The sequence below is a fragment of the Lacisediminihabitans sp. H27-G8 genome (genome assembly GCF_046156175.1).
GTDB lineage: Bacteria > Actinomycetota > Actinomycetes > Actinomycetales > Microbacteriaceae > Lacisediminihabitans.
In genome coordinates this window covers 526,371-549,647 of sequence record NZ_JAYLVL010000003.1, presented here as the reverse complement: position 1 = coordinate 549,647, position 23,277 = coordinate 526,371, and the positions used below count along the sequence as shown (strand labels likewise).

Sequence of the window (23,277 nt, the reverse complement as noted above, 5' to 3'; positions counted from 1 at the left end):
CGAGCTACGAGTCGAGCGTCGGGATCGCCTCGGTGATGAGGCCGGTGATCGTGCCGAGCAGGGAGTCGACGGTGAAGCTCGACGTCGGCGCATCGTGCACGACCCTTCCGAGGCGCAGCACCACGACGCGGTCCGTCACCTCGAGGATGTGCGGAAGCGTGTGCGAGATGAAGATCACTCCGAGACCCTTGGCCTTGGCCGCGCGGATGACCTCGAGCACCTCCTTGGCCTGACGTGCCCCGAGGTGGTTTGTCGGCTCATCGAGGATGATCACCTTGCGAGCCCAGGACACGGTTCGTCCGATCGCCACAGCCTGGCGCTGTCCACCGGAGAGCTGCGCCACCGGCCGATTGGAGGCCGGCACCGCGATGCCGACGCGCTCGAGGTCGGCGTGAGCGACGGAATCCATCTTCTTCTGGGCCAGGAAACCGAGCTTGCCGAGGATGCCGGGAGCCGTGAGCTCGCGACCGAGGAACACGTTGGACGACACGGAGAGGTGCGAAGCGAGGCTCGAGTCCTGGTATAGGGTCTCGATTCCCGATTCGAGCGCGTCGTGCGGGCTCTTCCAGCGGCGGGGGATGCCGTCGAGCAGGATCTCCCCGGTGTCCGGAAGATGAGCACCGGACAGTGCCTTCACCAGGGTCGACTTGCCGGCGCCGTTGTCTCCGACGAGGCCGAGCACCTCACCGGCGCGCACCTGCAGGCTCACATTCTCGAGGGCGACGACGCTGCCGTAACTCTTCGAGATGTTGCGGACTTCGTAGAGCGGGCTGTCGGTCATGAGGTTCTTCCCTTCGAACGAAGTGCCTGGAGCGAGACGGCGGCGGCGATGAGGATGGCCACCACAACCTGCTTCCAGTTCGGCTCGACGCCGATGATGATGAGACCGCTGGTGACGGTTGCGAGAATCAGGGAGCCGAGCACCGTGCCGGTCATGCGACCGATTCCGCCGGAGAGGGCGACACCACCGATGACCACGGCGGCGATCGCATCGAGCTCGTTGCCGGCTCCGGAGGTCGGGGCGCCCGACCCGAGCCGGAGGTAGAGGAACATACCGGCGAGTCCGGAGAGGAAGCCGGAGAGTGCGTAGATCTTGGTGATCTGGCGCTTCACGTTGATTCCGGCGGCAAGGGCCGCGAAAGGATTGGAGCCGATGGCGAAGGTGTAGCGCCCGAAGCGTGACTTGTGGAGGTAGAGGCCGGTGATCACGACGATGATGATCACGACGATCCCCGGCCAGGAGAGCGGCCCGAGCCACGGCACGCTGAGGGAGATGGCGGAGGGAGGGCCATTGCCGATCGGCGCTCCGCCGGTGAGCACGATGGACATCCCGCCCGCGGCACCCAGGGTGGCCAGAGTGGCGATGAACGGCACGAGGTGAGCACGGTTGATGAGGAGCGAGTTGATCAGCCCGACACCGATGCCGACCGCCGCGGCCACGAGGGTGCCGAGGAAGATCGCGAGGCCGTCAGGGAGACCCGCGCCGGTCATCGCCTCCATCGCGTAAGCGGCGATGACTCCGGCGAATCCGAGGGTGGCGCCCACGGAGAGGTCGATTCCGCCCGAGATGACGACGAAGGTCTCTGCGACGGCGATGAGGGCGATCGGTCCCCAGTCGAGCAGGATATTGCCGAAGACATCCGTCGTGAAGAACACGGGGTTCAACACCGAGAACAGGATGATCATGCCCACGAGCACCAGCAGCAGGATGGTCTGCTGGTTCGAGAAGATGCGAGCGATCCGCCCGGTCAGCGGGCCGGCTGGGCCGCCCGTCGCTGCCACTGGAGACTCTGCCGTTCTTTGACTGGTTGGCACGATCTGCCCTTCGCTTCGTTGCGTGTATTGCACTGTACAGAGTGGGGGAATCGTCCGGTGCCGCGGACGAAAGAGTCTCGCGGCACCGGGCGAGGGGTGGTACCTACCTACTGGACGTAGGTGTACTTCTTGAGGTCCGCTGCGGAAGTGGACTTGTCGAGCAGGATGTTCGGCAGCGTCACAGCGGCGGTGATGCCATCTTTCGACTTGGTCTCGATGTACTTGACGCAGGTGTCGACGGCCTGGCGGGCTTCCTCGGCCGGGTCCTGGGCGATGAGCGCGGTGAAGACGCCTTTGCCGATGAGGTCGACGTTGGTCTGGTAGGCGTCGTAGCCGATGAGGGCGACCTTGCCGGTCAGTCCCTTGGCCTGGAGGGCGGATGCCGCGCCGGTGGCGTTGGTGCCATCGATCGCGAAGATGCCGCTCAGGTTCGGGTACTTGGTGAGCCAGTTGCTCACGTTGCTGTTGGCCGTGGCGGCCTGCGACTGCGAGTACGCGGTGTCGACGAGGTCGATGCCCGGGTACTTGGAGGCGAGCTGCGACTTGAAGCCCTCGAGGCGGTCGACGTTGGTGGTGGCGGTGGCGGAGGTGAGTCCGGCGACCACCTGGTACTTCTGGCCGTCGGTGTACTTGATCGCCTTGGCCATCGCGTCTGCGGCAGCCTCGCCGCCCTGCTTGTTGTCTCCCGTGATGAAGGAGACGACGTCGCTCAGGTCCTCGACGTGAGTGTCGACGTTGACGACCGGGATGCCCGCGGCTTTCGCCTTGGTGACCGACGCCTGCAGCGCCTTCGGGTCGGTGGGGATGAGCACCAGGCAGCTGGGCTTCTGCGCCAGCACCTGGTCGACGATGGGGATCTGGGTCGCGGGGGAGTAGACCGAGGGGTCGCCCTGCCAGACCAGTTTCGCCTTCTTGGCGGCGGTCTCGGCTTCGGCGCCGACTTTCATCGCCTTGAAGAAGGGATCCGCCTCCGCACCCATGACGAACGCGATGGTCAGGGTCTTGGATGCACCGCTCGAGCTGGTGGTTCCGGAAGTGGAGCTGCACGCGGCTGCGCCGAGCAAGAGGGTCGTCGCGACCCCGAACACACCCGCAGTTTTGACGATTCGGTTCATTGTTGGTAACTCTCCTTTGAGTGCATTGTCGCGGACCGCTTGTGCCATTCCACGGCATCAATTCGTCTGACTGCGGGGGACCGGCACGGGGCCGGGCTGTGAAGTTCGACGAGGGCATGAGATCGATCTCAAAAGTTTTGTGAGATCGATCTCGCTGATGCGGGTATGATCATCACACCGTTCAACGCCGCTGTCAAACGCACAGGAAATCCTTCATGAAACAATCGGGTAACGAAGCCCCCCTCACGATCAGGGATGTCGCCCTGCACGCGGGTGTCTCTCGTGCAACCGCCTCCCGCGCCCTCTCGGACTACGGTGTGGTCAACTCCGAAACCCGGGACAAGGTGCGTCGGTCAGCGGAGACCCTGGGGTACGTGCCGAACGTTCTCGCCCGCTCGATGCGGGCCGGCAAGACCCAGACGATCGGCCTCATCATCACCGAGGTGGGGCTGAGTGTCTTCGACCTCGCCATGCGTGCGGTGATCGACGCCGCGCACCGCAAGGGCTACCAGGTGCTCGTCTCCAACACGAACGAAGACCTCTCGGCAGAGCGCGATTCGATGCGCATCATGCTGGAGAAACAGGTCGACGGCGTCATCCTGGTTCCCAGTGCGGTTCACGACCTGAGATTCATCAGCCCCGACGCGCTCAAGGGCAAGCCGGTGACGCTTCTCGACCGCACACTGGATTCCCTCGACCTGCCGAGCGTCTCCGCCGACAACCGCACCGGGGCGCGGGATGCGCTCGATCACTTCCGGGCCAACGGCCACACGCGTATCGGCCTTGTGGTGGTGACCGCGAACATCCACGGCCAGACATCCGTGCGGCCGGACGGTCTCGTCTCCACCCTGCACGACCGTACCGAGGGGTATCTCGAGGGCATGGCTGCCGCGGGCCTGCCGGTGGGTGACGATTGGGTCTGGTTCGCCGCGGACGGCGGAGAGACCGCTCGGCAGGCTGTTCGCAGCATCCTCGATTCTGCCGACCCGCCCACGGCCATCCTCGGGTCGAATGCGAACGTGTCGCTCGCGATGCTGAGCGTCGCCAAGGAGCGCGGACTCACCGTCGGTGTCGATATCTCGTACATCGGGTTCGACGATGCGCCCTGGGCACCGGTGCTCACCCCCGGGCTCACGGTCGTCGACCTTCCCATCGAGGCGATGGCAGAAGCCGCCGTCGAGAACCTCGTGGCGCAGATCGCCTCCGGCGATGCGGACACCGCCCGGGAGACGGCTCTGCGATCCGTCGTGTTGCCGATGAGACTCGTCGTTCGCGGCTCGGTCGGTCCCGTCTCCGGCACCGTGACAACCGGCACCGCGACCACATGACCATCGCGCTGTATGCCGAATTCACTGCCACCGCAGGCAACCACGCTCTCGTCTCGGACCTCATCGCGGAGTTCGCGCAACGGGTGCGAGCCGAGCCAGGCAATCTGGTGTTCGACCCGCACCATCGCGTCGATTCACCTAGTACGGTATTCGTCTACGAGGCCTATCGTGACCAGGCCGCCTTCGATGAACACCTCGCGAGCAGCCACGGCTACGACTTCAACGCGCGGCTGGGAGGACTGGTCGTGGGAGGCGGATCCCGGCTCACGATGCTGTCACCGATCGCCGTCGGCCCTCGCACCGCCACGAAAGGATGAACCGCATGACCCGTGACGTTCCCTCTCCTTCGGCTGGCGTGCTCGTGATCGGTGAATCACTCATGGATGTGGTCGCCTCCCCGGGAGGCCTCGACGAGCATGCGGGCGGATCGCCGATGAACGTGTCCGTCGGCCTCGCCAGGCTCGGCTGCCCGGTGAAGCTGCTGACGAACCTCGGCACGGACGCGCGTGGTGTCGTCATCGCCGACTACCTCGCCTCCGCGGGGGTTCCGCTCGTGCCGGGGTCGATCGTCGAGGGACGCACCTCCACCGCCACGGCCACCCTCGACGACAGCGGATCGGCGAGCTACGAGTTCCTGATCGACTGGTCACTGGGCTTCGTTGCCGACCTGCCCGACAGCTCGATCGTGCACCAGGGTGCGATAGTGCACACCGGTTCGATAGCCGCCTTTCTCGAGCCCGGGGCATCCCAGCTCGAAGCCCTGCTCCGGACTGCTGCGGAGCGCCGGGCGATCATCACCTTCGATCCCAACATTCGCCCCTCGATCATCGGTTCGAAGCCCGACTCCCTGGCCGTCGTGCAGCGCCTCTCCGCGCTGTCGACCGTGGTCAAGGTGAGCGATGAAGACGCCCTCTGGCTGTTCGGCGAGCTGACTCCCGACGCGGTGGTCGACCGTCTCCTGGCGATGGGCGCAACACTCGCGATCGTCACGCTCGGGGCATCCGGAGCGCTGCTGGCGACCGCGACCGATCGCGTGAGCGTGCCGGGCCGGCGGGTCACCGTTGCCGACACCATCGGTGCGGGAGATTCCTTCATGAGTGCGGTCGTGCAGAAGCTGCAGGCTCTTCTGCAGTCGGGAGTGGATGCTGCTGCGCTCGCCGACGGCAACGCCCTCGACCACTCCGTGTTGTCCGACATCGGCGAGTTCGCCGTCTCCTGTGCCGCAATCACGGTGTCGCGCCCCGGCTCGAACCCTCCCTCCCTGGCGGAGGCGCTCGCTTAGTCGTACAGCTCGCCCGCTCCGGGTTCGACGAAGCGCAACCAGCCCCACACCGCCACGCTGAGGGCGGCGAAGGCACCGGCGCAGAGGATCGCGCCGATCATGGGGAAGGAGGCGTCGCCGCCGCCGAGCACCACAACGGAGGCGAACAGCGCCGCTACTGTGATCGTCGCCAGCCAGGCCGGTCGCGACCACTCGAATACCGCTCGCCCCGGGAGGGAGGCGATCGGGAGAATGAGCACCACGACCGATCCGAGTCCGGCGAGCGCGATGGTGGCGAGGGACTCGGCGGCCAGCAGCGCCCAAAAGCCCGTTGCGGCTCCGAACAGGCCGTGAAGCAGCCAGGCGCCGGCGGCGAGCGTGGTGACCGATCCGATCTCCACCAGGCTCACGATCGCGCGCGCTCGAGAAGTGACGGTGCTCGAAAAGCCCACCCCGATGAGCACGCCCGCGATCACGGGTGGATGGATGCCGGAGGCCCGGGACAGCACCGCGGCCAGAACCGCCGCGAAGAGGAGCAACGGCACGAAACGCAGCCGACCGCTCACGTGCTGCGCGAATGAGCCCCATCGGGTGGCAACGGCGACCCCGACCAGGTTGAGCACGGCCAGGCCGATCACCACCGCGACGCTGAGTCTCAAATACCGAACCTGGTCGTCCACCCCGCCGGCGATGACGATGAGAGCTGCCGCTGCCGCCAGCGGAACCGCCCCGATGATCCAGGGGTTCAGCGGCGTCGGCTCGGCGACGGGGGTGGATGCCGAGGGCCGAGCGCGATTGCGACCGGTGAACTGCAGTGACGGCATCCGGATGCGTCCGCGAAGCGCTCCGGCCAGCAGGCGCAGCGGTAGTGCGATGAGCAGCACGAAAGCGAGCGCAAGGAGCGGGGCGAGTGCGAGCTTGCCCGAGGTGACGCTGCTCGACAGGGTGGGAAGCATGGCACCGAAGGTCGTCGGCGTGCCCCAGTTGTCGGGGGAGCCCCCCGGAGGCACGGGCGGAGCCGAAGGCGGCGGGCTGGGGCTCCCACTCGGCGGCGCAATGCTCGGCGGCACACTCGGCACCGCGGGGGTACCAGGCGGCCGTGGCACTGCCGGAGGGGCGGGAACCGCGGCTCCGCCGCGCGAACCGAAAGTGACGGTGATCGGCGCGCTCGGCGCGCTGTAATTGCCCGCGGCGTCGCGTTGGATCACCAGCAGACTGTGTGCTCCTTTGGGCACTCCGCCGACAGTGCAGCTGAAGGTACCACCGACGATCGCGGACTGGCAGGCGGGGAGGTTGTCGAGGTAGACGTCCGCCGTGCCGGCGAGGCCGGGGGCCGCGGTCTCGCCGGTTCCCGAGACAGCGACCTGGGTGCCGGTCACCTGGCTGCCGCCCACCGGTGACGTGATCACCGCGCTTGCGGGGGCATCCCGGTCCACGACGAGTGAGAGCGAGCCGGACAGCGACGACGATGCGCCACCCCCGAGGTCGACGCGCGACTGCTTCGCCCGAATCACGTAGGGCCCGGAGGGCACGGTGAGCGCGCAGGACCAGTAGCCGGAGTCGGTCGCGACCGACGAGCATCCGACCGCTCCGCCTTCCACGACCGCGGTCACCGTGCTCCCCGCGAACCCATAGCCGGAGATGAGACCGGTCGTCCGAGAGTCTGGCGCGCCGTCGATGGTGGGCGCTCCGAGCACGTCGACAGTGGCGGACAGGGGTGCGGATGCCACGCCGGCGAGCGTCTGCACCGCGAGGAGGGTGATCGACGCGCCGCTCGCCACGGCTGCGGTGCATTCGAACTCGGTGTCGTCGGAGGCCGGGATGGTGCAGAAGGGGCTGCCCTGGGCCGAGCGGGGGGAGATCACGACGCTGCTTCCCGCGTCCTTGGTGCCGCTCAGCCGCACGGCATTCGTGGGGGAGAACCCGGGGGCGCTGAAGCTGAACGTCGCGGGAGTCGCTGACGGGGTGGGGGAGGGGCTCGGCGCCGGGGCGGCGGTCGCGGCAGTCGCCACATCTGCCGAATCCGACGCACCCGGGGCATCGGGCGGGACCGCAGCGGCTCCCAGAACCAGGACGGACTGGAGCGCGAAGCCGGTGACGGCGAGCACCGTCAGGAGACCTCGACGGTACGCGCTCGGTCCGCGATCGCGAAACGGACGTGGGGAGACGCTCGAGTGTGAGGGCTGCACTGTGAGTCCATTCAGCACGGCATCGTCCCCGATGTCAATTATCTGTGCGCGGTAATGGAAGTGAGCAATCATCCGCTCAATCGATCGAGCCGGGACGACTCCGGAGCCGATCGGCATATTGACGCGGCCGATGATCCCCGCCATGATTCAAGTCACGCGACTGGGACGAGTGACCCACAGAGAGGACCCGACATGGCCCGGGTTAGTTCCGCAGAACGACGAGCCGCCCTCGTGAGGGCCGCCCTGCGGGTGATCGACCGCGATGGCGTCCACGGCGCGACGACCCGGGCGATTGTCGCCGAGGCCGAGATGTCGCTCGCGAGCTTCCACTACGCGTTCCGGTCGCGTGACGAGATGATCCGCGAACTCATCGCCTTCGTGGTGCAGGACGAGCAGCGCGTCTCGCTCGAGGCGCTGGACCGGGATGCGGACATCCGCTCGGCGGTCAGAGCCGGGCTGCAGGCATACTTCGACCTGTTGAAGGCGCATCCCTCGCGGGAGCAGGCGATGCAGGAGCTCGTGCAGTACTCGCTGCGGACCCCGGGCCTGGAGGAGCTGCCCCGGGCGCAGTACGCGAGCTACTTCCACACCGCCCGAGTTCTGCTCGAACGCGGTGCCGAGCTCACCGGGGTGGAGTGGACGATGCCGATCGAACAGCTCGCGCGCATTCTCATCGCGATCACCGACGGGCTGACGATCGCTTGGCTCGCCGATCGCGACGATGTCGCCGCCGGACGCCTGATGGATTTCGCCGCGGACGCGATCGGCGCCCTCGCCGTCGAGATGCCGCTCGCCGTCGGGAATGCGGACGCCCGATGACGACCCCGGCCCTCGACCGTTCGACCACCGACTCGGTGGTGCAGCTCTTCGGCGAGCCGAAACGGCACGTCTCCGGCGGATGGATCGCGCTCTTCGCCATCGCCTGGCTCGGGGTCTGGATGGCGCAACTCACGCCGATCCAGCTGCTGCTGCCCGCCCAGGTCGAAGCGCAACTGAGTGCGACCTACTGGGTCGACAAGGTGGTCGCGTTCGGCATCGTCTCGGGAATCGCCGGGGTGTTCGCACTCATCGCCTTTCCGCTCACCGGTGCCCTTTCCGACCGAACGACGTCGAGGTTCGGTCGCCGCCGGCCCTGGATCCTCGGGGGCGCGCTGGTGTTCGCTGCCGCGCTCGTCTTGCTCGGCGTTCAGCAGTCGCTCGTGGGCATCGGCATCTTCTGGTCCCTGGCCCTCATCGGGTTCTGCGTGCTCACCGCCGCCCTCACCGCGGTGATCTCGGACCAGGTGCCGGTGGGGCAGCGCGGATTCGTCTCGGGATGGATCTCCGCCCCACAGGCGATCGGTACCATCCTCGGCGTGTTGCTCGTGGTGGTGCTCGTGCTCAGCCAGGTGGCCGGCTACACCCTCGTCGCGGTGGTGCTCGTGCTGCTGGTGCTTCCCTTCGTGCTGCGGATCCCGGATGCTGTCCTCCCGCGGTCCGCGCGGTCGCCGCTCACCCTGCGCGGCCTCATCGCGGGCTTCTGGATCAGCCCGCGGCAGTATCCGGACTTCGGATGGACCCTCACCAGCCGCATCCTCGTCAACTTCGGCAACGCGTTCGGCACCTCTCTGCTGCTCTACTTTCTGCAGGACGGCCTGAGAGTCGAGCACTCGGACGATGTGCTGCTCTTCCTGATTCTCATCTACATGATCTTCGTGGTGCTCGCCTCACTGGTGCTCGGACGGCTCTCCGACCGGCTCGGCCGGCGCAAGGCATTCGTCTTCGCTGCCGCCGCTCTGCAGGGCGTCGCGGCGCTGATGCTCGCCTTCGTGCCCGTGCTCGGTGTCGCGATGGTGGCGGCCGGCATCCTCGGTCTCGGCTACGGATGCTTCCTGTCCGTCGACCAGGCGCTGGCGACGCAGGTGCTGCCCGACGCCCACACCCGCGGCAAGGATCTCGGCATCATGAACATCGCCACCGCCGTGCCCCAGGCGATCGCACCGCTGATCGGAGCCTTCGTCGTCGCCGCCCTCGCCGGCTTCCAGGGGCTATTCGTGCTCTCCGCGCTGGCTGCCCTGCTCGGCGCACTCGCCGTTCTGCCCATCCGATCGGTGCGCTGATGCCGCTGTCTCTCGTGCCGCCCGCGGACTCCCCGTGGCTCCGTCCGTCCGAATACTGGACGTCGCTCCAGGGCGCCACGGCCGAACTCGACCCCCCGTTCGGCGTGATCTCGGTGCCCGCCCTCGCCCACAACGCCTTCGACATGCTGCGTCGAGCGAAGGGCACGAGCATCCGGGTCGCGTCGAAATCGGTGCGGGTGCGCGCGGTGATCGACGCGGTTCTCGCTCTTCCCGGCTATTCCGGGGTGCTCGCGTACACCCTTCCCGAGGCGCTCTGGCTCGCGGAGGGGGATGCTCGGCACGAGGGCATCACCGACGTCGTGGTCGGCTACCCCAGCGTCGACCGTGCGGCGATCCGGCGACTCGCGCTCGATCCGCTGCTCGCCGCCCGGGTGACCCTCATGGTCGACAGCGTCGACCAGCTCGACTACATCGACGCCGTGATCCCTCCCGCAAACCGTGAGCGCATCCGAGTCTGCCTCGAGCTCGACGCGTCCTGGAATCCGAAGGTACTCGGCCATCTCGGCACCTACCGCTCCCCGGTGTTCACCGCTCGGGATGCCCGCGCTCTCGCCGAGCGGATCGTCGCCCGCCCCGGATTCTCGTTGGTCGGACTGATGGCTTACGAGAGCCAGATCGCCGGACTCGGGAACGAGCCGGCGAGCGCGGCTCGGGGCGTGGCCGTGCGCTGGATCCAGAAGAATTCGACGAGCGAGCTCGCCGGTCGCCGGGCGGAAGCCGTCGCGGCGGTGCGTTCACTCGCCGACCTCGAGTTCGTCAACGGAGGCGGCACCGGTTCACTCGAGTCGACGGGCGCGGAGCCGGCGGTGACCGAGATCGCCGCGGGCAGCGGGCTGTTCGGCCCCCATCTCTTCGACCACTACCGCCACTTCCTTCCCGCTCCCGCCGCATCTTTCGTGCTCTCGGTGGTGCGCAAACCCTCGGCGCAGATGGCCACGTTGCTCGGGGGTGGGTGGGTCGCATCCGGTCCGCCGGGGGTCGATCGGCTTCCCGTCGTGGCCTGGCCAGAGGGCACGAAGATGGTCGCCAATGAGATGGCGGGAGAGGTGCAGACCCCGCTCACCGGAGAGGCCGCCGCCCGGCTGGAGATCGGTGACCGGGTGTGGCTCCGGCACACGAAGGCAGGAGAGCTCAGTGAGCATCTCGATGCTTTCGTGCTGGTGGACGGGGATCGCATCGTCGATTCGGCGCCCACCTACCGCGGCGAGGGCAAGGTCTTCCTGTGAGAGATTCGAAACGCGCTCGCAGTAGAGTCTCGCTGAGGAGTGAATGGTGACAGTCGAAACAGCGATCGCGGGCATCACCCCGGGCACGACCTGGCGCAACTGGGGCCGCTCGGAGTCGGTGCGTCCGCTCATGATGGCCAGCCCGTCGAGCGTTGACGAAGTCGCGGCGATCGTTCGTTTCGCCCGCGAGCGCGAGTTCACCGTGAAGACCGTCGGCGCCGGCCACAGCTTCACCGCCATCGCCCGCGCGCAGGACGTTCAGCTCGACGTGTCACGCCTCGACGGACTCCTCGGTGTCGATCTGCCGCGCAACCGGGTCACCCTTGCGGCCGGAACCAAGCTGCACCGACTGCCCGCACTGCTCGGTCCCTATGGGCTCGCCCTGCCGAACATGGGAGACATCGACCGGCAGACCATCGCTGGAGCCACCTCGACCGGCACCCACGGCACCGGTGCGCACTACCCCGGCCTCGCGGCCCAGATCGTGGCGGTGACCATGGTGACGGCGGATGGCTCGATCCTGCGCATCAGCGAGACCGAGAACCCCGAGCTCCTGCCCGCCGCCCGCCTCGGACTCGGCGCACTCGGCATCCTCGTCGATCTCACGCTGCAGTGCGTACCGGCCTTCCTGCTGCATGCCGTCGAACGCCCCGGCGGCTTCGACGAGGTGCTCGACGGACTCGAACAGCGGGTGACCGCCGTCGATCACTTCGAGTTCTACTGGTGGCCCCACACCGACGGTGTGATGACGAAGTCCAATACCCGGCTGCCCGCGGATGCCGAACGGCACCCCGTCGGCCCGGTGGCCGCGTTCGTGGAAGACCGCGTGCTGTCGAATGCCGTGCTCGCCCTGCTCTGCAACGTCGGGAGGGTGGCGCCGGCCCTCACCCCGGGAATCAACCGCCTCGCCACCCGCGTCTACGGCAACCGCACCTACACCGACCACTCCTACGAGGTCTTCGTCAGCCCGCGCACCACCCGGTTTCGCGAGATGGAGTACGCGATCCCGCGGGCGGCGATTCCGGATGCGCTGCGAGACATCCGATCGCTCATCGATTCGCGCGGCTGGCGCATATCGTTCCCGGTGGAGGTGCGCGTCGCCGCCGCCGACGAGAACTGGCTCTCGACGGCCTCGCAGCGCGACAGCGGCTATATCGCGGTGCACCGCTACTTCCGCGACGACCCGGAAGAGTATTTCCGGGGCGTCGAGCAGATCATGCGGGGCTACCAGGGGCGGCCACACTGGGGCAAGATCCACTACAAGAACGCGGAATCACTCGCGGCGGTCTATCCGCATCACGCCGACTTCGTGGCCGCGCGTGATCGACTCGACCCGGACCGCGTGTTCACGAACCCCTACCTGGATCGCGTGCTCGGCGTCTGAGAGTTCGGCCGCCGGCTTAGCTCGCGTGCACTCCGGGTCGACGCTTCGGGTCCTTCTCCGATTCGCGAAGCACCTCGCGGGTCACGGGCGCGACATCGCCGACCCCGGTCACGAGGAATTTGAACATGTTGGAGATCGGATTTCCCGAACTCCACTCGAAGTAGATCGTCGGCACCATTCCGGTCTCGTCGCGAATCTGCAGCAGCACTGCCGCGATCGTGTTCGGGATGTTGCCGCTGTTCACCTCGAGCACCCGGTAGCCGTGCTTCTCGATGCCGCGCACGAGCAGGTCCTCCTCGAAGTCGGAGGAATCCGCCGGGTGCACCTCGAGGAAGATGATCTTCGACTTCTGCGGGATGTGGCTGAAGCGGCGCTCGTCGGAGTTCTTCTTCTGGTATTCCGACTTGCTGCCGTCATCCGGCTCGTTCGCGATGATGCGGATGTGGCCGTGGGCGGCATCCGCGGTCACGAACTCGAGGGCGGTGGCATCCAACTCGACCGAGGTCGCCCGCAACTGCAGCGATCGCTGCACCCGCGAGACGATCGAGATCACCAGGATGCCGATGATGAACAGCGCGGCGATACGGATGCCGTCCGGACGCTCCCGGATGTTCTGGATGGTCGTGTAGAGGAAGACCAGGGCGATGAAGGCGAACCCGACGGTGCGCTTGCGCTGCTTCTTGTGCACCGCGGAGAGCGTCACCGCGACCGATGCCGAGGTGATCAGCACGAGCACGCCCGTGGCGTAGGCGCCTCCCTGGGCATCAACGTTGGCCTGGAAGACGATGGTGATGAGGAAAGCGATGGCGGTGAAGACGAGCACGAGGGGCCGAACGGCGCGCGCCCAGTTCGGGGCCATTCCGTACTTGGGCAGGTAGCGCGGCACGAGGTTCAACAGCCCGGCCATTGCGGATGCCCCCGCGAACCACAGGATGCAGATGGTCGAGAGGTCATAGAGGGTGCCGAAGAACGGGCCGAGGTATTCATGCGCGAGGTAGGCGAGCGCGCGCCCATTCGCCGGTCCGCCGGCCTGGAATGCCTTCTGCGGGATGAGGATCGTGGTCACGAGGCTCGACGTGATAAGGAAGACGCTCATGATGATGGCGGCACTCGTGAGCAGGCGGTGCGCCCCGCGGATGCGCCCGGCCGGCTTCGCGTCGGTGTCGCTCGCGTCGCCGGTGATCTGCGGCATCACCGCGACTCCGGTCTCGAAGCCGGAGAGTCCCAGGGCGAGCTTCGGGAACACGACGAGGGCGATTCCCACGATCACCAGAGGGTTGCCGTGCTGCGTGTTCACCGCGCTCCACCAGTTGGTCACATCGATCGGATGAACGAAGATCTGGCCGATCGAGACCAGGATGACCACCACGTTGAGAGCGAGATACACCGCGACGAGCACCACGGCGATGCCGATCGCCTCCCGGAATCCGCGCAGGAAGACCCCTCCGAGCAGGGCGACGAGCACGAGGGTGATCAGCACCTCGTTGCCGTGGAACCACCCGGGCGCGAAGGGATTCTCGATGGCGTGAGCCGAGGCATCCGCCGCGGACAGCGTGATCGTGATCATGAAGTCGGTCGCGGCGAATCCGAGGAGCACCAGCACGAAGAGCTTTCCGGCCCACCACGGCAGAAGACGCTCGAGCATGGCGATGGAGCCGGATCCGCGGAAGCTCTCACTCGCCACCCGGCGATAGACAGGCAGGGCACCTAACAGGGTGAGAGCGACGAGCACGATGGTGGCGAAGGGGGAGAGCAGCCCGGCGGCGACCGCCGCGATGGCGGGTTGATAGCCGAGCGTGGAGAAGTAGTCGACACCGGTGAGGCACATGACCCTCCACCACGAGTGCGTCTTCTCGGCGACGTGCGCGTGCGGGCCCTGGTGTGAGCCGGAGCGATCGGTCAGCCCCTGCAGCATCCAGCGACGGAATGCCCCCGTGGTGCGCGGCGATCCGGGGGCGCGCTGCGGTGTGGGTGTCGAAGACATGAGTGCCAATCCTCTCGGAGGTCGAACCTCACTCGCCCAGAATATCGGTCAGATGGTGAGCAGTGAATTCACTCGACGATCAGGAAGCTTGTCGGTTCCGTGCAGATCACCGAGCTCGAGCACGACGCTGATGCCGGCGACGCGCCAGCCGGCGCGCTCGGCCAGTCGACAACTGGCAGCGAGAGTGCCCCCGGTGGCGAGCACATCGTCCAGGAGCAACACCCGCGCGCCGGGGGCGAGCTCATCGGGGTGCACTTCGAGGGTGGCCGTGCCGTATTCGAGCTCGTATTCCTCGGTGATCACCGGACGGGGCAGCTTGCCCGGCTTGCGGATCATCACACAGCCGAGACCCGTCGCGTAGGCGGCCCCGGCGGCGAGCACGAAGCCTCGTGCCTCCATGCCGGCCAGGGCGTCGAACTGACCCGCGAACGGCGCGAGAAGCGCGTCGATGACCGACGTGTAGGCCGGGCCGTCCGCGAAGACCGGACTGAGGTCCCGAAAGACGATTCCGGGCGACGGGAAGTCGACGACCGTCCTGCTGAGCCGTTCGATCGCTTCGCGGGCGTCCTGCGACATCCGTGTTCCTCCTGGTTTCCAGTGACTGTGCTGACAGTAGAGCCTGTCACGACCCGGTGTTCGCTCCGAGTGTGCTCTAAAAAAGCGAGGGGCGGAATCGCTCGCGGATATAGTTATCACGTCCTGCGGTTCGCCGCTTCGCAGCATCCAGTTCTCGAGAGAATGGTCATGGATACCCTTATCGTCGTCGGCATAATCGTCGTACTCGTCGTCATCATCGGCATCTACCTGTGGTCGACCTACAACGGGCTCGTGCGCCTCAACGTGCGCGTCGACGAAGCGTGGAGCGACATCACAGTGCAGCTCAAGCGCCGTGCCGACCTGCTGCCGAACCTCATCGAGACGGTCAAGGGCTACGCGGCCCACGAGTCCGGCGTGTTCGAGGCCGTGACCAAAGCCCGCGCCGAGTCGATCAGCGCGTCGACCCCCGCCGATGCGGCCGTGGCGGAGAACCACGTGCAGAGCGCCCTGAAGAGCATCTTCGCCGTCGCGGAGGCGTATCCGCAGCTCCAGGCCAGCCAGAACTACCTGCAGCTGCAGGGCGAACTCGTCGACACCGAAGACAAGATCCAGGCCTCTCGCCGCTTCTATAACGGGGGCGTGCGCGAGCTCAACACCAAGATCAAGACGTTCCCGAACACGCTCTTCGTGCGCGGCCTCGGCTTCACCGAGCGCGACTTCTTCGAGGTGGCGGACTCCGCGGCCATCGCGGAGCCGCCTCGCGTCCAGTTCTAGCTAGAGCTTCATGTATCGCGCTATAGCGAAGAACAAACGCAACACCGTCTTCATCATCCTGCTGTTCCTGCTGATCATCGGCGGGCTCGGTGTGCTTGCGGCTGTGGTCTACAACAGCACCTCGATAGCGGTGACGGTGATCGTGATCGCCATCGGTTATGCCACGATCCAGTACTTCGCCGCCTCCCGGTTGGCGATCTCGATCTCGGGTGGCCAGGAGATCCAGAAGTCCGACAATCCGCGCCTCTACCGCATCGTTGAGAACCTGTCGATCACCGACGGCCTTCCGATGCCGAAGGTCTACATCATCAACGACCCCGCGCCGAACGCGTTCGCCACCGGGCGTGACCCGCAGCACGCCTACGTCGCCGCCACCACCGGCCTCCTCGACCTGATGGACGATCCGGAGCTCGAGGGTGTGATGGCCCACGAGATGGGCCACGTTCAGAACTACGACACCCGGGTGTCGATGATCGTCTTCGGCCTGGTCGTGGCGATCGGGTTCATCGCCGACCTGTTCCTGCGCTTCGCCTTCTTCGGTGGCGGGCGCGGCAACGACCGCAATGGCGGCGGGGGTGGTGGCAACCCCATCGTCATCGTGTTCGGCCTCGCCGCGATGATCGTCGCGCCCCTCGTCGCCGCCGGTGTGCAGGCCGCGATCTCGCGTCAACGCGAGTACCTCGCCGATGCGACCAGCGCGATGACGACCAGGAATCCGGATGCCCTGGCCAGTGCGCTCCAGAAGCTCGGTGAATACGGCCGCCCGATGCGCAAGCAGAACTCCTCCATGGCGCACCTGTGGATCTCCGACCCGACCAAGCCGGGCTTCATGAGCCGCCTGTTCAGCACGCATCCGCCGATCGAGGACCGGGTCGCCCGCCTCCACAAGATCGGTGGCGAGTTCTAGGCATCGCCCTCGAGCAGGTTGTTCGGTGGTATTTCGCGCTGAGACGGCCGCTCGCGCGCTGAAACAGTGGTGACTGACGCTATCCGGCTGCCAGATTCTTGACCGTGGCGGCAGCGAGCGCGGCCACCGCAGCAGGGGCGGACGCGGTCTTCGCTTCCGGTCCGAGTTGATTCACCGCGATCTGGATCCAATTGTGTGCGATCACCAGGTCGGCGAAGCAGGTTGTGTCCGTCGGGACGCAGCGCGAGTATGCGCGATCAGGCGCGCGGAGGCCGGGGACAGCCATCTTCCGATAAGTACCCGGGGCGGCACTGGAGAGTGTCTCGTTCCAGGCCCATTCGCCTCCGGGAAGCCACCCGTGATAGCCGGCTCCCCCGATCCCGTCCAATTCGACCCAGGGGCACGGAGTGGTGCCGGCGCTCACCCAGGCCGAGCTGGTGACGCTGAGTCCTCCGTCAAGGCCGTTCAGGACGAGCGGTTCTGGAACACCAAGGGCGAGCTCGACTTCGTCGGTGCTGAAGAACGTGCCGCAGTCGCGAGGAAGTTGCTGGGTTCCGGCAGGAGCGCTCCAGCGTGCGGTGGACGGGGCGGCATTGCGCACTGCCTCCGAAACGCGGGTGGCCAGTGTGCGAGTAGCGGCTTCGAGGTCCGAGCTCGATTCGGCGAGAAGTCCCGCGATCTGGATCTCCACCCAATTGTCGCCCGCGAGCACACTGGCGGCACACGATCCCGAGCGATCGGAAACGCCGGGGGCGGCACATCCGATGTTCTCTTCCGCACTGTTGTGGTAGTAGGCCTTGTATTCAGCCCATCGCTGCGTGGCATGGGGGAGCACCCAGACGGAAACGCCGACAAAGTCCAGATTCCGACCGGTATCGCCCTGAGCCGGACGGTCATTGCTCCATTCGCATTCGATCCCCCCGACCTGCCTCAGTGAGAAGCTGACCGGTCCGCGGTCTGCCAACAGCTCGTGATTGGTCGGCACTGTGATCGACTTCACCGGCCCGTTCAGGAGGGCCGAGAAGTCCTGTGGAGAGGCGAGATCAGAGCACGCGATCTTCGCCCACGGCGTCGGCGCGGGAAGTTCAGTCGGTGTCGTGGTGGCCGGGGTTCCGATTGTGGGTATCGGTGGCGTGGTCTGGACCCGCACGCACCCGACTGCGAGGAGTGCGATCGACGCGATAGCGAGTACCGATCCGAGCCTTGATGGGATGGACATGCGCCGATTCTAGGTGGGAGTTACTCAACTTCGAGCGCTGTTTCCGGAGGCTGTGTCCCAATCGGTACCTGACCGAGCTCCGCGGCCAGCGCAGGGGCGAGGTCGCCCCGGGCCACGACCTCGATGCGCTCGAGCCGCTGCCAGGCGGCGGTCTCGCGCAGCAGGACCGCGAGTCTTTCGACCGTCGCGGGCGGTGCATCCGGCTCGGTCCAGGCGGATTGCACGCGAAGGACGCGGTTCTGCCGATCGTTCTTGAGGTCGACCCTGCCCGCCAGCCGGTCATCGATCAGCAGCGGCAGCGTGTAGTAGCCGAACACGCGCTTGTGGGCGGGCGTGTAGATCTCGATGCGGTAGCGGAACCCGAACATCCGTTCGGCCCGCGCGCGCTCCCAGACCACGGGATCGAAGGGGGACAACAGTGCCGTCGCGTCGATGCGTCGCGGGATCCGGGCCTCGCGATGCAGGAAGGCCGGCCGGTTCCAACCCGGCACCGTCACCGGCAACAACTCCCCGGCATCCACGAGGTCCTGCACAGCCGCCCGTGCCGGTTCGGTCTTGATGCGGTAGTAGTCGGCGAGATCGGAGAGTGTGCCGATTCCGTGGGCGCGTGCAGACAGTCGAAGCAACTCGCGGATGGCCTCAGCCTGCGGCACCTCCCGCTCGAACACGGCAGGCGGAAGGGCCTCCGATGCGAGTGCATAGCGGCGCTCGAACCGGGAGCGCCCAGCCGAGACCGCCTCGCCGAACCGGAACAGCCATTCGAGTCCGGTCTTGACTTCGGACCAACCCCACCAGCCGCCCGCCCCCTTGCCGGTATCGTGCTCGATCTCGCTCGCGGCCACCGCGCCTCGAGCGCCGAGCTCCGCGCGCAACCAGTCGAGCATCGGGCCGTTCTCGGCCACCCAGCTGCCGGGCGTCGAATACCGCGCCCGGTTCGCGTCCATGCGCCAGCGGTAGAGCGGCCAGGTCTCGACGGGGATGATCGCGGCCTCGTGTGCCCAGTATTCGACGAACTTGCCCTTTCGACCGAAGGTGAGGCGGTCGAGGTCGGCCTTGTCATAGGAGCCGAGCCGGGCGAACAGTGGCAGGTAGTGGCTGCGCTCGAGCACGTTCACCGAGTCGAGCTGCAGAAGCCCCAGCCTGTCGATCGTGGAATTGAGCTGGCGGATGCCCGGATCGACTGGCCGCGGCCGCCCGAATCCCTGCGCGGCGAGTGCGATGCGGCGGGCCTGGGCTACGGAAACCTCGCGGTCGCTCACTTCTCGGCACACTCTCGCACGCCTTGACACTATCGAGACCCGGCGACCTTCCGCCGCCCCGTTTGGGTGCCGTAGGGTCGTCGTTAGTCTCCCGTTCACCGACGGGACTCATGGCGGACAGTGTCGTTGCCTAGCCTCCACAGAGGTCGTGACGGTACCCACTGTCTGCTCACAGCGCAGGCGGCCGAGCGGCCCAATGGAGGAAAAGTGTTCAACAGGCGCACCATCGTCGGCATCGCAGCAGTCGCCGCGATCACCATCTCACTCAGCGCGTGCTCCAGCACGCCGACCCCCGCAGCATCCGGTGCCGCGGACGCCAAGACCGCAACGAGCGTCTCCGCCTTCGGTGACATGGCCGGCCTGGTGAAGGCAGCCAACAAGGAGGGCGCCCTCAACGTGATCGCCCTGCCCGACAATTGGGCGAACTACGGCAAGATCATCGCCGCGTTCAAGAAGAAGTACCCCAAGATCACCGTCAACTCCGCGAACCCCGACGGCTCGAGCGCCGAGGAGATCAAGGCGGCCGACGACCTCGCCGGCCAGGACACGGCACCGGATGTCTTCGACATCGGCCCCGCCGTCGCCCTTGCCAGCACCGCGAAGTTCGCTCCGTACAAGGTCTCGACCTGGGCCGACGTGCCCGAGGCCAACAAGGAGAAGACCGGACTCTGGGTCAACGACTACACCGGACTGATGTCGGTCGGCTACGACTCCAAGGTGATCAAGACGGCGCCCAAGAAGCTATCCGACCTGCTGGGAAGCGCCTACAAGGGCAAGGTCGCCATCAACGGCGACCCGACCCAGGCCGGAGCGGCCTTCGCCGCGGTCGGACTCGCGGCCATCCAGAACGGCGGCTCCGCGGACGACTTCCAGCCGGGCATCGACTTCTTCCAGAAGCTCAGCAAGGCGGGCAACTTCCTCACGCTCGACCCGACTCCGGCCACGATCGCCTCCGGTGAGACCCCGGTCGTCTTCGACTGGAGCTACAACAACCTCGCCCAGGCCGCGACCACCCCGAACTGGAAGACGGTCGTCTTCCCGGGCAGCGCCTACGGCAGCTATTACAACCAGGCGATCAACAAGGATGCCCCGCACCCCGCGGCCGCCCGCCTCTGGGAGGAGTTCGTCTACAGCCCCACCGTGCAGAACCTCTACCTGGCCGCCGGCGCGTTCCCGGTGCAGATCGCCGCGATGGACAAGGCCGGCAAGACGGACAAGAGCGCCCAGGCTGTCGCCGGCAAGATGCCGTCCGAGTTCGTCTCGCCGACGGATGCCCAGACCACCAGCGCGGGCGCACTGCTCACCGCGAAGTGGGCTGCGGCAGTCGCCCAGTAGCGTCATCTCAACCGGAAAGTCCCACCTCGATGACCACCCCATCGCTGTGACCGTCGAGACGAGTCCGCCGCGCCCCGCGCGGCGGCTCGTCTCCCTGTCACCCTCCGTGCTCGGCCTCACGCCGTTTGCGCTCTATGTGCTGCTCTTCCTCGCGATCCCCACGGTGCTCGCGGTGCTCTCCGGGCTGTTCGACGCGCAAGGGCACGTCGCCCTTGCCAATGTCGCGGCGCTGTTCGCCCCGGACATCCTCAAGACCTTCGCCAGTTCCTTCTGGGTCTCCGCTGTCACCGCAGTCGTCGGCGCTGTCGTCGGCGCGCTCGTCTGTTACGCGCTCCTCGGCATGAATCCGCAGGGCGCACTTCGATCGATGGTCGACTCCGCGGCGAGTGTGCTCGCGCAGTTCGGCGGGGTGATGCTCGCCTTCGCCTTCATCGCGACTATCGGGATCCAGGGCTTCGTGACCGTGTTTCTGCGCGGCCTCGGGATCGACATCTTCTCGAACGGAGTCTGGCTCTACCAGGTGCCGGGGCTGCTGCTGCCATACATCTACTTTCAGGTGCCCCTCATGATCATAACCTTCATGCCGGCGCTCGAGGGGCTGAAGCCGCAGTGGGCCGAGGCGAACGCCACGCTCGGCGGAACCCGCCTCACCTACTGGGTGCGTATCGCCGGACCCGTGCTCGCGCCATCCTTCCTCGGCAGCCTGCTGCTGCTCTTCGCCAACGCATTCTCGTCGTACGCCACGGCGGCGGCGCTCATCAGCCAGGGGGCGCAGATCGTGCCGCTGCAAATCCGCGCGGCGCTCATCAGCGAGACCGTGCTTGGACGCAGCAACATGGCCGGTGCGCTCGCCCTCGGGATGATCGTGATCATGGTGGTGCTCATGTGGGGCTACTCCGCCCTGCAGTCGCGCACGACCAGGTGGCAGCAGTGAGCGGCGTCCGCCCCGTGGGGGCGGCACCCGGGCGGGTCGCCCGGACCGTGATTCTCGGCGTGGTCGGCATCGTGTTCGCCATCCCCATCATCGCCATGCTCGAGTTCAGTTTTCGCAACCTTGCCGGCGGCTACACCCTCTCCCACTGGGCCGGTGTCTTCTCCCCGACGGCGACCGTCACCTACGCCGCGATCTTCACCGGCCTCGGCAACTCGCTTCTCCTCGCCGTGGTGACCGTCGTGATCATCCTCGTGATCCTGTTGCCGACGATGATCCTGGTGCAATTGCAGTTTCCGCGACTCCGGCGCGTGCTCGAGTTCGTGTGCATCATCCCGATCACGGTGCCCGCCATCGTGATGGTCGTGGGGCTCGCTCCCGTGTATTCGGTGGTGGCAAGACTGGCGGGATCCTCGATCTGGACGCTGGCCTTCGCCTACGGCGTCACCGTGCTGCCCTACGCCTATCGGGCGATCCAGTCCAACCTGAGTGCCGTGGATGTCGTGACGCTGTCCGAGGCTGCGCGTTCGCTCGGGGCCGGCTGGGGGAGTGTGTTGTGGCGGGTCATCCTGCCGAACCTGCGCCGGGGCATCCTGGCGGCGTCATTCATCACCGCGGCGGTGGTTCTCGGCGAGTTCACCATCGCCTCGCTGCTCAACCGCGTGAACCTGCAGACCGCTCTCGTGCAGGTCTCGAAGAGTGACCCCTTCGTTGCCGTGATCTTCTCATTGCTGGCTCTCGGGTTCGCATTCATTCTGCTCCTGTTCATCGGCCGCCTCGCATCCGACCGCCGCACCCGTTCCGTGAAGAAGGCCTCATGACTTCCGCTTCCCCCTCCGCCTCGACCGGCGGCGCAACAGTCGAGCTCATCGATGTCGTGAAGGACTATGCCGGCCATCGCGCCCTCACCGGGGTGAACCTCTCGGTGCGACCGGGGGAGTTCGTGGCCCTGCTCGGCCCCTCGGGTTGCGGCAAGACCACCGCGCTTCGCGCCCTCTCCGGCCTGGAGCAGGTGAACGGGGGCAGCATCCTCATCGACGGCGTCGATGTGGTCGATGTGCCGGTGAACAAGCGCGACATCGGGATGGTCTTCCAGTCGTACTCGCTCTTCCCGCACCTCACCGCCGTCGAGAACGTGGAGTTCGGGCTGAGGATGCGTAAGGTCGCGGCCGGCGATCGCCGCGCTCGCGCGGCGGAGAGCCTGGAGCTCGTCGGCCTCGGCCACCTCGCGGCCCGCTACGCACATCAACTCTCCGGTGGACAGCAGCAGCGCATCGCGCTGGCCCGGGCCCTGGTGACCCGGCCGCGTGTGCTGCTGCTCGACGAACCGCTCTCTGCCCTCGACGCCAAGGTGCGGGTGCAGTTGCGCGACGAGATCCGCCGCATCCAGACCGACCTCGGAATCACCACGCTGTTCGTGACTCACGACCAGGAAGAGGCCCTCGCGGTGGCCGACCGGGTCGCGGTGATGCGCGACGGGAACATCGAGCAGATCGGCACACCGGAGGAGCTCTACACGACCCCGTCCACGCCCTTCGTCGCGGCTTTCGTCGGCCTCAGCAACCGGATGCCCGCCACCCTGTCGAACGGACGGGTCACCCTGTACGGCGAGACGCTCGGGGTGCTCGGGTCACCGGCGATGAGCGGGCCGGTGCTCGCCCTGGTGCGGCCGGAGGATCTGCTGCTTGTCCCGCCGACGACGCCCGGCAGCATTGCGGCGAAGGTCGTGGCATCGAGCTTCCTCGGCTCCCTCCGCCGCACCCAGTTGACGCTCTCCGACGGCACCCTGGTCTCGGTGCAGCACGACGTCTCCGAGCATCCGCAGCCCGGGCAGAGCGTCGGAGTGCGGCTGCGCGGCAACGCTGTCTCGGTGAGCGGCGTCGACGGCTGAAA

21 protein-coding genes are annotated in these 23,277 nt (G+C 66.9%); 13 read left to right on the top strand and 8 right to left on the bottom strand.

What is annotated here, in order from left to right:
* Positions 1-4 precede the first annotated feature (4 nt).
* The 3 genes from VLI63_RS11935 to VLI63_RS11925 form a co-directional block, all read right to left on the bottom strand.
* Positions 5-781 carry an ATP-binding cassette domain-containing protein gene (locus tag VLI63_RS11935; RefSeq protein ID WP_409157055.1) on the bottom strand — a complete coding sequence of 259 codons (777 nt, stop codon included), beginning with the start codon at positions 779-781 and terminating at the stop codon, positions 5-7.
* Positions 778-1,782, bottom strand: coding sequence for an ABC transporter permease (locus VLI63_RS11930; protein WP_409157054.1), 1,005 nt, complete (start codon positions 1,780-1,782; stop codon positions 778-780). The genes VLI63_RS11935 and VLI63_RS11930 overlap by 4 nt, the downstream gene beginning before the upstream one ends.
* A gap of 140 nt (positions 1,783-1,922) precedes the next feature.
* Positions 1,923-2,930, bottom strand: coding sequence for a substrate-binding domain-containing protein (locus VLI63_RS11925; protein ID WP_409157053.1), 1,008 nt, complete (start codon positions 2,928-2,930; stop codon positions 1,923-1,925).
* A gap of 215 nt (positions 2,931-3,145) precedes the next feature.
* On the opposite strand from VLI63_RS11925, the gene VLI63_RS11920 reads away from it, so the two are divergent.
* The 3 genes from VLI63_RS11920 to VLI63_RS11910 are packed head-to-tail and all read left to right on the top strand — an operon-like array spanning position 3,146 to position 5,540.
* The gene (locus VLI63_RS11920; protein WP_409157052.1) at positions 3,146-4,258 is read left to right on the top strand and encodes a LacI family DNA-binding transcriptional regulator; all 1,113 of its coding nucleotides are present in this window, start codon (positions 3,146-3,148) and stop codon (positions 4,256-4,258) included.
* The gene (locus tag VLI63_RS11915; RefSeq protein ID WP_409157051.1) at positions 4,255-4,575 is read left to right on the top strand and encodes a putative quinol monooxygenase; all 321 of its coding nucleotides are present in this window, start codon (positions 4,255-4,257) and stop codon (positions 4,573-4,575) included. The genes VLI63_RS11920 and VLI63_RS11915 overlap by 4 nt, the downstream gene beginning before the upstream one ends.
* A gap of 5 nt (positions 4,576-4,580) precedes the next feature.
* Positions 4,581-5,540, top strand: a complete 960-nt coding sequence (locus tag VLI63_RS11910) for a carbohydrate kinase family protein (protein WP_409157050.1) — start codon at positions 4,581-4,583, stop codon at positions 5,538-5,540.
* Here the strand turns inward: VLI63_RS11910 and VLI63_RS11905 are convergent.
* The gene (locus VLI63_RS11905; RefSeq protein WP_409157049.1) at positions 5,537-7,780 is read right to left on the bottom strand and encodes a hypothetical protein; all 2,244 of its coding nucleotides are present in this window, start codon (positions 7,778-7,780) and stop codon (positions 5,537-5,539) included. The genes VLI63_RS11910 and VLI63_RS11905 overlap by 4 nt on opposite strands.
* A 120-nt stretch (positions 7,781-7,900) precedes the next feature.
* Here VLI63_RS11905 and VLI63_RS11900 point away from each other — a divergent pair, with 120 nt between their 5' ends.
* The 4 genes from VLI63_RS11900 to VLI63_RS11885 are packed head-to-tail and all read left to right on the top strand — an operon-like array spanning position 7,901 to position 12,438.
* Positions 7,901-8,527, top strand: a complete 627-nt coding sequence (locus VLI63_RS11900; RefSeq protein ID WP_409157048.1) for a TetR/AcrR family transcriptional regulator — start codon at positions 7,901-7,903, stop codon at positions 8,525-8,527.
* Positions 8,524-9,807, top strand: coding sequence for an MFS transporter (locus VLI63_RS11895; protein ID WP_409157047.1), 1,284 nt, complete (start codon positions 8,524-8,526; stop codon positions 9,805-9,807). Before VLI63_RS11900 ends, VLI63_RS11895 begins: the two co-directional genes overlap by 4 nt.
* Positions 9,807-11,054, top strand: coding sequence for an amino acid deaminase/aldolase (locus VLI63_RS11890; protein WP_409157046.1), 1,248 nt, complete (start codon positions 9,807-9,809; stop codon positions 11,052-11,054). Before VLI63_RS11895 ends, VLI63_RS11890 begins: the two co-directional genes overlap by 1 nt.
* A gap of 46 nt (positions 11,055-11,100) precedes the next feature.
* Positions 11,101-12,438 carry a D-arabinono-1,4-lactone oxidase gene (locus VLI63_RS11885; RefSeq protein ID WP_409157045.1) on the top strand — a complete coding sequence of 446 codons (1,338 nt, stop codon included), beginning with the start codon at positions 11,101-11,103 and terminating at the stop codon, positions 12,436-12,438.
* A 16-nt stretch (positions 12,439-12,454) separates the two neighbouring features.
* Here VLI63_RS11885 and VLI63_RS11880 read toward each other — a convergent pair whose 3' ends face one another.
* Positions 12,455-14,422, bottom strand: a complete 1,968-nt coding sequence (locus VLI63_RS11880; RefSeq protein ID WP_409157044.1) for an amino acid transporter — start codon at positions 14,420-14,422, stop codon at positions 12,455-12,457.
* A gap of 48 nt (positions 14,423-14,470) precedes the next feature.
* The gene (locus tag VLI63_RS11875) at positions 14,471-14,998 is read right to left on the bottom strand and encodes an adenine phosphoribosyltransferase (protein WP_409157043.1); all 528 of its coding nucleotides are present in this window, start codon (positions 14,996-14,998) and stop codon (positions 14,471-14,473) included.
* Positions 14,999-15,166: 168 nt separating this feature from the next.
* On the opposite strand from VLI63_RS11875, the gene VLI63_RS11870 reads away from it, so the two are divergent.
* Together VLI63_RS11870 and VLI63_RS11865 are read left to right on the top strand one after the other, a co-directional pair.
* Positions 15,167-15,733 carry a LemA family protein gene (locus tag VLI63_RS11870; protein WP_354575683.1) on the top strand — a complete coding sequence of 189 codons (567 nt, stop codon included), beginning with the start codon at positions 15,167-15,169 and terminating at the stop codon, positions 15,731-15,733.
* Between the two features lie 10 nt (positions 15,734-15,743).
* Positions 15,744-16,640, top strand: a complete 897-nt coding sequence (locus tag VLI63_RS11865; RefSeq protein WP_409157042.1) for a M48 family metallopeptidase — start codon at positions 15,744-15,746, stop codon at positions 16,638-16,640.
* Between the two features lie 79 nt (positions 16,641-16,719).
* On the opposite strand, the gene VLI63_RS11860 is transcribed toward VLI63_RS11865, so the two are convergent.
* Both VLI63_RS11860 and VLI63_RS11855 read right to left on the bottom strand, forming a co-directional pair.
* Positions 16,720-17,859, bottom strand: coding sequence for a hypothetical protein (locus tag VLI63_RS11860; protein ID WP_409157041.1), 1,140 nt, complete (start codon positions 17,857-17,859; stop codon positions 16,720-16,722).
* A gap of 20 nt (positions 17,860-17,879) precedes the next feature.
* Positions 17,880-19,118, bottom strand: a complete 1,239-nt coding sequence (locus VLI63_RS11855; RefSeq protein WP_409157040.1) for a winged helix-turn-helix domain-containing protein — start codon at positions 19,116-19,118, stop codon at positions 17,880-17,882.
* Positions 19,119-19,325: 207 nt separating this feature from the next.
* On the opposite strand from VLI63_RS11855, the gene VLI63_RS11850 reads away from it, so the two are divergent.
* The 4 genes from VLI63_RS11850 to VLI63_RS11835 are packed head-to-tail and all read left to right on the top strand — an operon-like array spanning position 19,326 to position 23,275.
* Positions 19,326-20,453 carry an ABC transporter substrate-binding protein gene (locus VLI63_RS11850; protein WP_409157039.1) on the top strand — a complete coding sequence of 376 codons (1,128 nt, stop codon included), beginning with the start codon at positions 19,326-19,328 and terminating at the stop codon, positions 20,451-20,453.
* A gap of 46 nt (positions 20,454-20,499) precedes the next feature.
* Positions 20,500-21,387, top strand: coding sequence for an ABC transporter permease (locus tag VLI63_RS11845; protein WP_409157038.1), 888 nt, complete (start codon positions 20,500-20,502; stop codon positions 21,385-21,387).
* Positions 21,384-22,205, top strand: coding sequence for an ABC transporter permease (locus tag VLI63_RS11840; RefSeq protein ID WP_409157037.1), 822 nt, complete (start codon positions 21,384-21,386; stop codon positions 22,203-22,205). Before VLI63_RS11845 ends, VLI63_RS11840 begins: the two co-directional genes overlap by 4 nt.
* Entirely contained in the window at positions 22,202-23,275 is a 1,074-nt protein-coding gene (locus VLI63_RS11835) for an ABC transporter ATP-binding protein (protein ID WP_409157036.1), read from the top strand. Before VLI63_RS11840 ends, VLI63_RS11835 begins: the two co-directional genes overlap by 4 nt.
* The last annotated feature ends 2 nt before the right edge of the window (positions 23,276-23,277 follow it).

Bases quoted from the DNA above. Each gene is read 5' to 3' on its own strand.
- VLI63_RS11935 (WP_409157055.1), bottom strand. From the start codon at position 781: ATGACCGACAGCCCGCTCTACGAAGTCCGCAACATCTCGAAGAGTTAC.
- VLI63_RS11925 (WP_409157053.1), bottom strand. From the start codon at position 2,930: ATGAACCGAATCGTCAAAACTGCGGGTGTGTTCGGGGTCGCGACGACC.
- VLI63_RS11920 (WP_409157052.1), top strand. From the start codon at position 3,146: ATGAAACAATCGGGTAACGAAGCCCCCCTCACGATCAGGGATGTCGCC.
- VLI63_RS11915 (WP_409157051.1), top strand. From the start codon at position 4,255: ATGACCATCGCGCTGTATGCCGAATTCACTGCCACCGCAGGCAACCAC.
- VLI63_RS11910 (WP_409157050.1), top strand. From the start codon at position 4,581: ATGACCCGTGACGTTCCCTCTCCTTCGGCTGGCGTGCTCGTGATCGGT.
- VLI63_RS11905 (WP_409157049.1), bottom strand. From the start codon at position 7,780: ATGATTGCTCACTTCCATTACCGCGCACAGATAATTGACATCGGGGAC.
- VLI63_RS11900 (WP_409157048.1), top strand. From the start codon at position 7,901: ATGGCCCGGGTTAGTTCCGCAGAACGACGAGCCGCCCTCGTGAGGGCC.
- VLI63_RS11895 (WP_409157047.1), top strand. From the start codon at position 8,524: ATGACGACCCCGGCCCTCGACCGTTCGACCACCGACTCGGTGGTGCAG.
- VLI63_RS11890 (WP_409157046.1), top strand. From the start codon at position 9,807: ATGCCGCTGTCTCTCGTGCCGCCCGCGGACTCCCCGTGGCTCCGTCCG.
- VLI63_RS11880 (WP_409157044.1), bottom strand. From the start codon at position 14,422: ATGTCTTCGACACCCACACCGCAGCGCGCCCCCGGATCGCCGCGCACC.
- VLI63_RS11875 (WP_409157043.1), bottom strand. From the start codon at position 14,998: ATGTCGCAGGACGCCCGCGAAGCGATCGAACGGCTCAGCAGGACGGTC.
- VLI63_RS11870 (WP_354575683.1), top strand. From the start codon at position 15,167: ATGGATACCCTTATCGTCGTCGGCATAATCGTCGTACTCGTCGTCATC.
- VLI63_RS11865 (WP_409157042.1), top strand. From the start codon at position 15,744: ATGTATCGCGCTATAGCGAAGAACAAACGCAACACCGTCTTCATCATC.
- VLI63_RS11860 (WP_409157041.1), bottom strand. From the start codon at position 17,859: ATGTCCATCCCATCAAGGCTCGGATCGGTACTCGCTATCGCGTCGATC.
- VLI63_RS11835 (WP_409157036.1), top strand. From the start codon at position 22,202: ATGACTTCCGCTTCCCCCTCCGCCTCGACCGGCGGCGCAACAGTCGAG.